At 71.6% G+C, this 12,003-nt stretch carries 10 protein-coding genes and 1 CRISPR repeat array (1 of these 11 running past the window's edge); all 10 genes read right to left on the reverse strand.

All coding sequences use genetic code 11. The annotated features are described in order from the left end of the window. Positions 1–9: 9 nt before the first annotated feature. Positions 10–363 carry a hypothetical protein gene (locus LO762_RS09350; RefSeq protein WP_230614076.1) on the reverse strand — a complete coding sequence of 118 codons (354 nt, stop codon included), beginning with the start codon at positions 361–363 and terminating at the stop codon, positions 10–12. 75 nt (positions 364–438) lie between these two features. Next, complete coding sequence (locus tag LO762_RS09355) at positions 439–834, reverse strand: hypothetical protein (RefSeq protein ID WP_230614077.1); 396 nt, start codon at positions 832–834, stop codon at positions 439–441. After that, entirely contained in the window at positions 774–1,733 is a 960-nt protein-coding gene (locus LO762_RS09360) for a hypothetical protein (RefSeq protein ID WP_230614078.1), read from the reverse strand. Before LO762_RS09360 ends, LO762_RS09355 begins: the two co-directional genes overlap by 61 nt. Next, on the reverse strand, positions 1,730–2,116 hold the full coding sequence (locus tag LO762_RS09365; protein ID WP_230614079.1) for a hypothetical protein: 387 nt from the start codon (positions 2,114–2,116) through the stop codon (positions 1,730–1,732). The genes LO762_RS09360 and LO762_RS09365 overlap by 4 nt, the downstream gene beginning before the upstream one ends. Beyond that, positions 2,113–4,176, reverse strand: a complete 2,064-nt coding sequence (locus LO762_RS09370; protein WP_230614080.1) for a TIGR03986 family CRISPR-associated RAMP protein — start codon at positions 4,174–4,176, stop codon at positions 2,113–2,115. The genes LO762_RS09365 and LO762_RS09370 overlap by 4 nt, the downstream gene beginning before the upstream one ends. Then, the gene (csx19, locus tag LO762_RS09375) at positions 4,173–4,727 is read right to left on the reverse strand and encodes a CRISPR-associated protein Csx19 (RefSeq protein WP_230614081.1); all 555 of its coding nucleotides are present in this window, start codon (positions 4,725–4,727) and stop codon (positions 4,173–4,175) included. Before csx19 ends, LO762_RS09370 begins: the two co-directional genes overlap by 4 nt. After that, positions 4,724–6,316, reverse strand: a complete 1,593-nt coding sequence (locus LO762_RS09380) for an RAMP superfamily CRISPR-associated protein (protein ID WP_230614082.1) — start codon at positions 6,314–6,316, stop codon at positions 4,724–4,726. Before LO762_RS09380 ends, csx19 begins: the two co-directional genes overlap by 4 nt. After that, on the reverse strand, positions 6,313–8,619 hold the full coding sequence (locus LO762_RS09385; RefSeq protein WP_230614084.1) for an RAMP superfamily CRISPR-associated protein: 2,307 nt from the start codon (positions 8,617–8,619) through the stop codon (positions 6,313–6,315). Before LO762_RS09385 ends, LO762_RS09380 begins: the two co-directional genes overlap by 4 nt. Further along, a complete protein-coding gene (locus LO762_RS09390; protein WP_230614085.1) occupies positions 8,616–10,259 on the reverse strand; it encodes a hypothetical protein in 1,644 nt (547 codons plus the stop codon). Before LO762_RS09390 ends, LO762_RS09385 begins: the two co-directional genes overlap by 4 nt. A gap of 196 nt (positions 10,260–10,455) precedes the next feature. Beyond that, positions 10,456–11,265: an SAVED domain-containing protein gene (locus LO762_RS09395; protein ID WP_230614087.1), complete on the reverse strand. Its 810-nt coding sequence runs from the start codon at positions 11,263–11,265 to the stop codon at positions 10,456–10,458. A 516-nt stretch (positions 11,266–11,781) separates the two neighbouring features. Continuing rightward, positions 11,782–12,003: a CRISPR direct-repeat array (repeat unit 22 nt; unit sequence GCCGCAATGGGGACCGGCCTGG); it runs 400 nt beyond the window's last position.

Raw genomic sequence — 12,003 nt, forward strand, 5'->3', positions numbered from 1 at the left:
GCAGGTTGATCAACGGGGTGTCCGGACCCGCTCGGTCGAGGTGGCGCGCACGAGCGTGTCCGACCAGTCGACGCCGGCCCGGGCGACGAGCAGGGCCAGCGTGACCACCAGGTGTTGTGCCCGGTCGTCGGCGAGGGCCAGGGTTTGTGCCGCGTGGCGGGTGAGGGAGTCCAGGGCTGGGTGGTCGGCGGCGCACAGCTTGCCGATGAGTGTCCGGTAGGTGCGGGTGGTGCCGCGCGGGGAGGCGGTCGTGGGCAGGTGTCGCAGTGCGGTGCGGGCGGCGGCGCGGTCGGCGGCGACGATCGCGTGTCGCTCGGGGTCGGGGCTGGGGTGGGGGCTGATGGTCTCCTCTACACCGCCCATGTTGGCCGCGTAGAAGGCGGGATTGACGGTGTGGAGGCGGGCCAGGAGCGTCCGGGTTCGGCGGGTCGCTTCGGCTCAGCTGAGGTGGTGGCGTGTCAGGAGGTCTGTCGGCGGTTCGCAGGGGTCGGGGGCGCCGCGTCGGGCGCGGAACACGGCGGCGATCAGCAGGTCCAGGTCTGCCTCGTTGGAGCGGAGGGGCGCCGCCCAGGCGGCCTGGCGGAGGTCGCGGTCGGGGCGGGCCGAGGCGCCGCGCCGGACCGCGTCGGCCCTGCGGACGCGTTCCTCCAGGTGGCGCAGCGGATAGTGGACGAGTTGGGCGCGCATCGCGCGAAGCCAGGCGGGGGCCTCGTCGGTTCCCGCCAGGGCGGCGGCGTGCGCGGCGGCGTCCTCGTGCGCCGCCTCCTGAGAGGTCAGGAAGTCGCGCAGCACCACAAGTTCGCGGACGCGTTCGCCCGCGCGTGTGGTGGGCACGGCGCCGTCCAGCGCGCCGCGCAGGCGGATGAAGCTCGCGTGCAGCAGGTCGTTATGGTCCGACTCGCAGTCGGCGCACCACGCGACGCCGACCGGAGCCAGGCACGGAGCGCCGCCGTGCCGGGCGCGGTGCAGCGGGCCTCGGCGGCCAGTGTTCCGGCGCGCGCCATCGTCTCGGCGGTGGCGAGCAGCCGCAGCCTCGTCCGGCCGGGGCGGGGCAGCGCGGCTCGGTACCGCGCCGTCTCGGCCAGGACCAGCCGGACGGCCGTCCGGCCTTCGGCGTCCCGGGGATCGGCGGCGGGGCCGAGACCGACGCCCATCAGCACCAGCGCGTCTCCGGACCCGAGGACGGGCCACGGGGTCAGGCTCCGGCCGCGCACGAGCGCGGGTGTCAGGTCGCCGCGTTCCCAGGCGTCGGCGCAGGCGACGATGGTCTCCGGCAGCGGAGCGGATCCCGGGCCCGCGAGGTGGGCGGTGTGCCTGGCGGCCCGCCTGTAGAACGCGAGCCAGGCGCGCAGCAACGACTGGTCGATCGCCTCGCCCCGGACGACACGTTCGAAGAAGGCTGCCTGCACGGACGGCCACAGCTCCTTCAGCTTCGTCAGCTGCCCTGCGGTGACCCCCGCGACGGGGCCCCGCGCGGCGCTGGTGTCGGCGCGCTGACGGGCGGCCAGGAGACGCCACAGCGCGGCTCCGGCGGGGTCGAGTTGGGCGAGTTCCGCCCAGAACCGATGGCGTAGCAGCCACTGACGCAGCGGTTCCCGGGTGCCGATGAGGTCCGGCAGGCCGTAGGGGGCGGCGGCCGCGTCAACGGGGACCCGGCTCGTCGGGCACCCGGCGTCCAGCGAAGCCAGCAGGGCCGCCACGGAGAGCCCGGTGGCGCCGCTGCCCGAGGTCACCAGGCACGTGTCCGGGGCGAACCGGGCGATCTCGGCGGCGGCGGGGGCGAGCCCGGCGAGGGCCGTCGCTCCACGGCCCGGACCTGGCCGGGTGCGAAGGCCCGGCCGAACATGCCGTGCTCGCCGCACAGCCCGTCGCGCAGCCGCCGTCCCTGCTCGGCGAACGACTCCGTGCCGGGCCGGTGGACGTTGACGGTCGAGAGCAGCGTGAGCCCGGAGATCGCTACGCCCGCCTCGGCGAGACCCGCGAAGATCTTCTCCAGGGGACGGAGCCGGGGGACGGGCGTCGCGCCGCCGTCGCGGTCGGCGGGCCTGGCGGGGGGAGGCAGGCCGAGGTCGCCGCCGCCGATCGGGTGCAGAAGGAGGGTGCGGGCGGGCTTCACTCCTTTCCCTTGTGCTTGTAGAGGGGGAGGCGGTCGGTTGAGAGTGGGCGTGGCAGGGAGCGGCCGTGGCCGGGGGCGACGGTCTTGCCCTTGAGCTTCTCGTTGGCGGTGAACCACTCGTAGGAGCGGCCTCTCGGGTCGGGCGGTACCGGAACGCCCGGGTCCATCCCGTCCGGGCGGACTCGGGGGTAGTGGACGGGGATGTTGGGCACGCCCTCGGACACGGCGAGGAACTCGGCGGCGACGCCGCCCAGGCCGTCCTCGTCCCGGTGCCGCTCGAAGTGGGCGATCGCCTCTTCGACGATCCTCAGGCCGTCGGTCTTGGGGAGGTCCTGGTCGAGGCCGCGGTAGTACTCGGCCCATTGCGCGCCGCTGTGCAGGTCGGCGCTGTCGACGCTGAGCCGGACGGCGCCGAACCCGAGCGGTTTGCCGAGACCGAGCCGGTGGTGGTGGCGGTCGTCCAGGCTCAGCAGCCAGCCGAGGGCGCCCAGTTCGACGTCGTCCACATCGCGCAGGTCGATCCGGAAGGTGAACTCCGTGCCCGGGTTCACCCACGCGCGGACGGAACGGTTCTGGCTGTCGCGCTGTTCGGGTGAACGGGTGCGGAAGGCGTCGCCTTTGCCGGTCAGAGCCGGTCCGTCGTCCTCCACCAGGGTCCGGGGACGGGTGAACTCCCGGTACCGGCCCTTGACGGGCGCCTGGGTGGGGTCGGCTCCCTGGCCGTCGGCGGGGCGGCTCCAGTACTCGGTGTCGCCCTCCGTTCCGACGTGATGCCAGTACACCTTGCGGCCCCGTACCTCCTGGTCGGCCGAACCGTAGATCTCCTCCTTCGTGAGCGGCGCGCCGGTGGGGCGGGTCGCCTTCCAGGAGAAGCGCCCCTGCGACCGCTTCGGCTGTTGCAGGATCGCGAGCGGCATACCGTTCTTGCCGAACTCCATGACGCTCGGCTCATGGCACTCGACGGGGCCGACGCGGAGCCTGCCCCGGTAGGCGGGGGTCCGCAGGCCCGAGCCCTCGCGCGCGACCCACCCGAAAAGCCGGTCGGCCGGGGACAGCGAGGTGAAGTCCGGGGCGGGGTGCAGCGGCTCCGGAAGCAGTTCGCTGACCGTCTTACGGCTGATGTCCCGTGGGATCGCCACCGGGTAGAGCGCGACGATCTCTTTTCTGTCGTTCGTCCGGGCATAGCAGAGCGATCCCGGGGTGAGTTCCCTGCACCCGTCGACCTTGAGATGGCGGCTCCATTCGGCCGCGGCGGCGTCGGTGCCCATCTGGGGTGGCGGTTTTTTGAGTTCCTCCGCGGTGTGCGCCCCGAGATAGTTGTCTATCAGGTCGGTCCAGCGCTTTTTGAGTTCTTCGTTCAGGGGCTGTGTCTTGCCGTTCACGAAGAAAACACGTTCGTGCTTCTTCCGGTCGATGTTTTGCCCGGTGACGAATGCGTACCCCTCACGCCAGGAACGCTTTGACGCCGGGTCCGGTTCCGTGCGGAGTTCCGTGCATTTGCTGTTCCAGCCCGTTCCCATGACGATGGCCCAGACCCGCTGCCCGTGCGTGAGCTTGTGTTTCGGCCCTGGATACATCTCGACCTTCGCGGCCTCACAGAACTCGATCCGCTCGCCGTCGTCGCTGATCCGCACGGGCGTCATCGTCGCGGCGTCGTCGGCGTTCCGGCGCCAGCCGAGCGGCTCGTCCAGCGCGTCGAAGACACCGAACCGGGAATTGGTGACGATCTCGTAGGCCGAGCGCAGCATCCCCTTGACCGAGGTCGCCGGAAGATGCGGCTTGCCACGTCGGCTGAGCAGGGGGTAGAGGAAGTGCTCGTCGGCGGTGTTCCCGCCCTTCTCGCGGCGCGCGGCGTCGAGCAGGAGCAGCGGGGTCCGCACGGTGAGGCGGACCGTGAGCGATCCAGTCCACCTCCGCTCGTGGAGACGGTCGTGGCCGGGCGGCGGGGCGTCACCGAACGCTTCGCCCAGGCCGTCGCGGGAAGGCGTGGAGACGAAGGTGTAGGGATTGAGGAACGTGTGGCCGTCCGGGACGAACTCGGACTTCTTCTGCTCGCTCACGCGCCCTCCGGTCGTCTCGGCTCCGCCCGGCTGAAACGCAGGAGGCGTTCCTCGGCCACGTACACGTTCCCGTGCTCCTGCTCCCGCGCCAGGTACTCCAGCGCGACGAGCGAGGCACGGCCGCCCTCGGGGACGTCCCCGGGGATCTCCAGCCTCCCGATCCGGGCGGTGGCCAGGATGCTCCAGCCGTCCGTGGGGCCGAGCGAGCCGCCCCACAGCAGGTACTCGGTCTGGTGCGTCCCGATCGTCTGAATATCGGCGAAATCGCCGAACCCCGCGACGGGCGAGGGGTTCTCGGTGAGCACGACGGCCCTGCCCGTTCCCGGCCCGGTCTGGGACCAACGGAACTCGGCGTTGTCGTTGAAGATCCGCGCCTCGAACACGTCGGTCAGCGGAACCTCGCCCGCCCGCGTCGTCGCCGCGCCGGACCGGACGAGCGCGACGTGGTAACGCCACGGCGTCGAGAGCAGCGCGACGGACCCGTCGGCAGCCTCGGCGAGCACCCGGTCCAGGCCCGTGTCGTCGCGGGCCGCGTAGTGCAGGGTCGTCACGGTTCACCGCCTTCGGTCGCGGTCTGCGGCTGTTCGAGGTAGGCCGTCCACGCCTTCTGCTGCTCGCCGGACTTGCGCAGTGCCTGCTCCAGCGTCACCTGCCCGCCCCACGGGCCACCGGTGAGCGTGATCTTGCTGACTTCGACGTCGCCGAAGCCGCGGTTCACCATGCCGCCGAGCGGGATCCGCCTGCCGCGCAGATCGCGCAGGATGAGCAGCAGCAGGGCGAGCGCGCTGTCCTGGTAGAGGTCGAGACGGTCGAGATCAACGCGTAGGACGATCGGTTCCCACCTGACCTCCGCCGGTTCCAGGACGCTGTAGAGCAGCCCGTCAGCAGCGCCGCCCGTCCACCTGTCGATGGCGACGTGGTCGGCCTGGAACACACCGGCTTTCTTCAGCTTCTCCAGCGTCTTGGCCGACAGAGCCGACTCCCCTCCCTGACCGGGCTCCGCGACGCCGAGGGCCAGTTCCCGCCACAGTTCGGCGGAGAGCTTTGTGGTGCTGTAGGTGTCTTTGACGGCCAGGGCCGCGCTTCCCCAGAAGGGCCCCTTGTCGCCGTTGTCCTGGCGGGCCGCGCCGAAGAGCGCCTTGACCGTGGGATATCCGTCGAGCTGGGCGCGGAACCGGGCCTCGTGCTCGCGCACCGGCGCCTCGTCGGCGAGCGGTCGCGGGAGGTCGTCGCCGCGCGCGGTGCGTTCGATGAACTCGGCGTGCGTGCGCAGCGCCCCCTTGACGGAGCTGCCGCTCAGCGTGAAGACGAGGGTGTCGGCGTCGAGACTGGTCATCAGCGGGAGCGTCTGGACGACGGCGCCGTCCTGCCCGGCGCGCACCATGACGGGTGCGAGCGGCTTCCACTCGATGGTGACGGTGAGGAATCTCCGGCGGTCGGGAAGGTCCGCCGCTTTCCCGTCGTCGGCAGCGGACCGCTTCGCGTTGTCCGTGAGGAAGGCGATGAGTCCCGCCGCGCTGGTGAAGTCGTGCTCCCAGACGGAGACGCCGTGTTCCTCCAGGCGGACGACTCCGAGGCCCCGGCTCGCGGCCGCGCCCAGCGAGATCTCCGCGTTCCCGAGCGCGTCCAGGAGCACCGCCAGCCGGGCCCGGTCGGTGGCGCGGTGCGCGGCCGTGGACTCGATGTCCAGCTCCAGGTGGAGGAGGTTGCCGGGAGGCACCACGGTGCGCGCGTAGAGGAACCCCGCCGCCACGGCCCCGGTGTAGCGGTCGATGGCGACCCCGTGCCGGACGGGCAGCGCCGTCACGTCGAGCGGCTCCCGCGCGTCCGTGACGATCACGGCGTCATGGACGACGACACGGCTGACCGTGCCGGGGTCGGAGTCGTCCTCGGCGACAAAGCCCCACAGGTCCGACAAAGCACCCGCCTCGGTCCGTGTGCCGCGCATCCAGGAGCGGAACGCCCCGGCCAGCGCGGTGCCCGGCACATGGGCACGGCCCTGCCCGTCCACCGCCACGGGCAGCGCCTCGGCCGGGTCAAGGCCGATCCCGCCCACGTGCAGCGGCGTCTTCAGCCGCAGCCAGCCGCTGACCCGGAACCTGACGCGCATCGGACGTCCCCGCACCGGCGTGCCCGTCATGACCCGGCCCCCGCGTGCGCGGCGGCGGCCCGGCGGGTGTGGACGGCGAGGCACGCGCTGACGAGGGCGCGCAGCGCTTCCAGCCCGAGTTCGTCGCGCAACCTCTCCTCGGCGCCCTCGGTCAGGCAGAGTTCCGTGAGGGGCAGTTCCAGCCGATTCCAGAGCGCGTCGCCGGTGGTCATCAGCTCGCGGGCGGCCGGGCCGTCCCGGTCGCCCCAGCGTTCGGTGAGGAGCGCGACGCGCTTCCGGAGCGTCTCCGGATCCCTGGAGTCCTGGTCGAGGACACCGCGCAGGCTGTTGAGGCGGGTGACGCTCACCTTCTGGAAGCGGTCCAGGACGTCCCCCTTGTTCGCGAGGCTCTCGGCCGTGCGCCAGATCTCCGCGCGCCAGGCCGCCTGTTCGATGAGCTCGGCGGCGGCGTGGGCGTCGCCGTCGTCCCGCTTGCGCAGGAGGACGGGAGCGGGCTGCTCGACGGCTTCGTCCGGCTGTTCGCCCGTCTTGTCCGGCTGCTTGGGCTCCTCGACGGCCTGGGTGAGCAGCGGGTCGTTGAAGCTGACCTGGCCGAAGCCCTCGCCCCTGCGGAGCCCGACTCCGGCCAGTTCCACGGCCGCGAGCGCCTCGGGCCCGACCCGTCCCTCGGTGATCTCGAAGGTCAGGCAGCCGCCCGCCGCGAAGCCGAGCAGGCTCGGCCGGGGCAGCCCCCAGCCCGTGTGCCAGGACTCGGTCCGCGACACCGCGAACGCCGTGGGCACCAACCCGTCTTCTTCCAGGACCCGCTCCAGAACGACCCCGGGCGTGCCCGCCGCCGCGAACGCCGCAGAAAGGGCACTGGCGAGGTCACGGATGTCAGCGCTGAGGCGCAGCCGCTCGTCCTGCACCAGCGTGTCGGACAGCAGCCACACGCGCAGCCGCCCGTCCGCGCACAGCTCCGGTTCGGGACGGCCGGGCAGGGGCTCGACGGTGACGTCGACGCGGCCGTAGTCGTCCTTGCGGGAGCGGCCGAGCCGCCACGACCCGGCGAGCCGATCCGCCCAGCCGTCGGGGAGCACACCGTCCCGGACCCGCACCTCGGCGGCCAGCACCGTGCCCGGCCGCAGCGCCCGGTAGACGTACACACCGCCGAGATCCTCGGTCGGGCGCTGCTTCTCGTCGTTGATCGTGTTGTGCGTCCGGGTGACGAACTCCGGACGCAGCACCACCGGGGCCTCCCCCGGCCGGGTGACGACGTAGCCGGACGCGCGCGGCTTCACCGTCTCGTCCTTCTTGCTGACGTGCTGCGTCATCCGGTTGACGACCTTGGACTCGTCGCCCTTCGGGCTCGCCAGCACGCGGGGCATCGGGCGGGACGGGACGCCGTCCCGGGTCGGCGTCGCGGACGTCACCACAAGGTCGCCGCGCCGGGCCGCGCCGCCCGCCTCGGGCCGGAGCGGCCCCAGCCAGGACAGGACGGCGGGCAGCAGCGTCCATCCGGGGACGTGGCCGAGCCCCTCCACGAGGTTGCCGATCGTCCGCCCGTGGGCGATCAGCGGCGTCCTGACCTCGATGGTCAGCCTGACGCGCTGCCAGGCGTCGGCCATCGCCGGGACGTCCGGCGTTGTGGTGTCCGGGCGCGGCGGGCCGGGCGGGTCGGGTGGGTTCTTTGCCAGAAGGCTGTAGTTCGGCTTCCAGTTCCCGACGGTCATCTCCAGCTCGCAGCGGCCCGCGCCCCTGCGCCGCTTGCCTCCGATGCCCTCCAGCAGCTCGGCTCCCGCCCAGAGGAGGGTGGTGGCGTAGAACGACTGTTGGGAGGTCATGTCGGGAAGAACGGCCTTGCCTACGAGCGTCACACCGCCGCGAGCCATCTCATCGAAGCGGAGCTTTCCGCTGTCGGCCGTGCGGGTACGGGGGTCGAGCGCGACGCCCGGCTTCACGAACGTCACCGCCTCCCGCAGCCGGGGTCGGGCGGCGATCGCCTGGCCCAGGGCGGGCGGGAGGCGGAGCGGGCCGTCCAGGAGCAGCGCGGCCGGACGGGGCGCGCTCGCGTCCGGGTCCGGCGTCCGCCCGGCTTCGGCGGCGGGATACGCGGGCTGGCTGCCGAACAGGTACTCCACCCAGGCGTGCCAGCGGCCCGCCGTGTCTCCGTCACAGGCGCGGGCGGCGACCTCGCAGGCGTCCCGCCACACCCCGACCAGCGTCTTGGCGGGGACGAACGGGAGGCCGTCGTCGTCGCGCAGCACCCGGCTGGTCGTGACGCCACGGGTCACCGTGCCCGTACCGATGTGCCAGTCGCTCAGCATGGTGAGACGCAGTTGGAGAACCGTCATGTCCGCGCCTCCGGGGAGGCGTGCAGGAAACCGACGGCGTCCATCGCGTCCAACAGCCCTGTGCTCGTCACCTCGTCGTGCGACCAGAAGGGAGACCCGTCGTCTCCGGCGATGTCGCCGACCGCCGAGCCGCCGAGCCTGGTGGACAGCGCCGCGAACCGCGCGTCGGCGACCTTCCGGCCGAGGAACAGGCCGGAGCGCAGATCGTGCGTCTGGCTCGCGGGCAGGACCCGGCCGTCCTCGTCGCGCCGTTCGAGCGCCGCGACCCGCCGTCGCAGATCCGTCCAGTGCCGGTGGCGCGCCCAGCCGTCCGGGTCGTCCCCGACCTCGCCGACGACGTAGGGCTGGGCGACGAGCCGCGTGCCGTCCGGCAGCGTCGTGTTGGCGCGCAGCCGCGCGAGGTCGGCGATCGCGCTCTCGTACAGGACGTGGAACGACAGGGCGCACCGGTCGGGGCCCAGCTTCTCCTTGGCGATCTTCGCCTCCTTCGTCAGCGACTCGGCGAGGTGGACGGCGCTGTGGAACGGGAAGTGCGGCTTGACGATCGCGACGCCCGCGCAGGCGCCGAGGCCGTGCCCCGTCTCGCCGAGCACCCTGCTGATCCCCGCGTTTTCGGCCGCGTAACGGGCGAAAAGGGTCAGGTAGCGTTCGGCGAAGTCGAGGGCCATCGGGCCGTCGCACACCACGGTGAGGTCGTCGCCGCCGAGCACGAGCGGGAGGATCGGCAGCAGCCCGGCGACCCGCCGGTATCTCGGCCCGCCCCCGGCGTCAACGGCGTTCCCCAACTCCCACACGGTGTCCTGGAACGCGCGCTCCGCGCTCTTGTCGACTCCGGCCGACAGACCACGCAGCGCGTCCGGATAATCCGGGCCACGGTAGCCGTCCCGCGCCACCAGGGACCCGAGGCTCTGGAACACCGCGCCCAGACCGTTGCCGTCAGCGTGGACGACGGCGACCCACTCGGCCTTGTCCTCCAGATAGTCGACTACCTCGCGCAGGCTTTCTCTCGTGTCCTTCTCAACGCCTCGCCTTGTCTCGACCCTCGGCGGAAGCCCCATCTTGTTGATGAGACGCCGCAACGCCTTCTCGAAGGCGTCGAGTTTGGCCGCGCTCGCAGCCGACCTGGGCTCCTTCGTGCCGTCCTTCGCGAGGGACATCTCCAGCCGCGCGGGCAACCCGCTCGACGTGCACCGGGCCGCGACCGGCAGCCCGACGAACCGCGCCTGCGGCCCCGGACGGGCCATCCGCACCGCCGGAAGCCTGGACCTGGCCAGGCGCAACGCCTCGGCGACACCGTCGGCTCTCTCTTCGTCAACGGGCTCCCCGACCGCCCCGCAGACGTCCAGGCCCGGCGCCTCCAGCAGCGCCCGCCCGGTGATCCACGCGACGAGTTCACGACCGACCGCGACGTCCTCGACGAGCGCGCTCACACCACCGGCGTTCGCCGTCACGATCTCGACCGGCCCGTCACCCAGACGCTCGCCCCGCCTCCCCCCAACGGCCGCGAGCGCCCCGTCCAGCCACGCCTCCTCAACACGGGCGACCAGATACGACGCGCCCACATTCTCCCGACGCTTGTTCGACGCGAAGATGTACCCCTGCGTCCCCGACGTCCCGATCACCACCGGATACCTCGCCACCCACATCCCCGATCCACCCACCCGGCACCTTCTCCCCGACCGGACACCACAGCACCATATTCGGCCCAGACCCCCTCCTGACGCCCCTTTCACCAAACGACCGAGCGAACCACCCGACGTCCACGAAATAAGGATGGAAAGGCCGCCCTTTATGTCCGGCAACAAACCCGGCACCGAAATGGGGCGCCGTGATGCTTCAGGCAGTGATCTCCGGGACGACGGCGGGCGGAAAGGGTTCGTAGGTGCTGTTCGCACTGTTGAAGGAGTAGGCGGTCCACCGGCCATGGTCGGCCCCAGCGAGGCGCGCTCCGAGCGCGAGCGCGATGGCAGCGGGCCCGCTGAGGAAGACGGAGCACTTGCCGGTGCGGGCGGCCACGGGAAGCGGGGCGTCACGCCAGGCGCGGTAGATCTGCTCGACCGCCCCGGTGAACGTGTCACGATCGGGGGTGAGGAGCTGCGTCGGGCTGTGCAGACGCAACAGAGTGCCGACGCGCTGCTCGCGACAGGTCTGGACAACGGGCGCGAAGAACTGGTCACCACGGGCCTGAAGGTCCAGGGCAAGCGCCGCCTTCGTAGGGTCTCCCCCTTCCAGGGTTTCCAGGCTCCCAACGACAAGAGGCGCCGCGTCCGTCTCGGTGACAGCCAGCGCCGTGGCCGGGAAGTAGGGCGCGTCGGCACCCCCCGTGGTGTTCTTGGCGTGCACGACGATCTCGCGCGCATGCGTCTGCCCCAGCCGCGCACCGAAGTAGAACGCCAGGTGCAACTCCATCGTAGGAATGACGTTGATGCAGAACGCGTCAGGCGACAGCCGCTCGGAGATCGTCGCCGCGGTCAACGTCTCATCGACCAGCGCGTCGACAAGCTCCTTCGCACGCGGCCCAGCATCCGGCACCTGAACCGCAGTCTTCAGCGTGAGCGGATAACGAGCGCGACTATACGCTTCGGCCCCTTCGTCACTACGCACCCCCGCAGGCACACCACGCCGCACATCGGCCGCCGTCACCACAATCCCCACCTGGACCCGGCGCCTAGCCCGCTCCCGCAACCAAAACCCCACCCCCACAACCACCAACCCCACCAGCCCCCCAAGCACCACCAACCACACGCTCTTATCGGCCTCCCCCGTCATCACCGACTTAGCCGCCTCCACCACAAACCCCCCAGCCAATGCACCCCCACTCCCAACCAACGCCGTCCCGTCCCTGAACAACTCCCGCCACCCCGCCACCACCCGAGGCCCACCCCCAGCCCCCACCACCGTCAACCGAGGCCCCTCCCCAATGTTCAAGATCGCCATACCCAACCCCTCCTAGATCTCCCAGACATCCGACCCGCCGGACGTCCCACTCTCTCCGATGGACGAACCCACGTGAACCGATCCGCCTCTTTCACCAAATCCCACCCCGAACCCAAGCCCCCCACTATGCCCTCACACAGGTCCAACACGCCCCCAAACGCGGACCGCCCCGGAAGGACCGGCGAACGCGACGATTACCGCCAGCTCGTCTATACCCGACACAAAGCCGCAATGGAGACCGGCCTGGATGAGCCGGTGAAGGTCTGGCCGAACTCTCCGACCTTCATGTCCGGGTCCTCGCCGCAATGGGGACCGGCCTGGATGGGCCGGTGAAGGCGGTACTGCCCGATCGACCCGATGCGGATCTCCGCGGTGCCGCAATGGGGACCGGCCTGGGTGGGCCGGTGACGGAGCGGCTGAACGGCAACAAGCAGACCGAGATCCAAG

The organism is Actinocorallia sp. API 0066 (assembly GCF_020991275.1).
In the GTDB taxonomy this organism is placed as follows: Bacteria; Actinomycetota; Actinomycetes; order Streptosporangiales; family Streptosporangiaceae; genus Actinocorallia.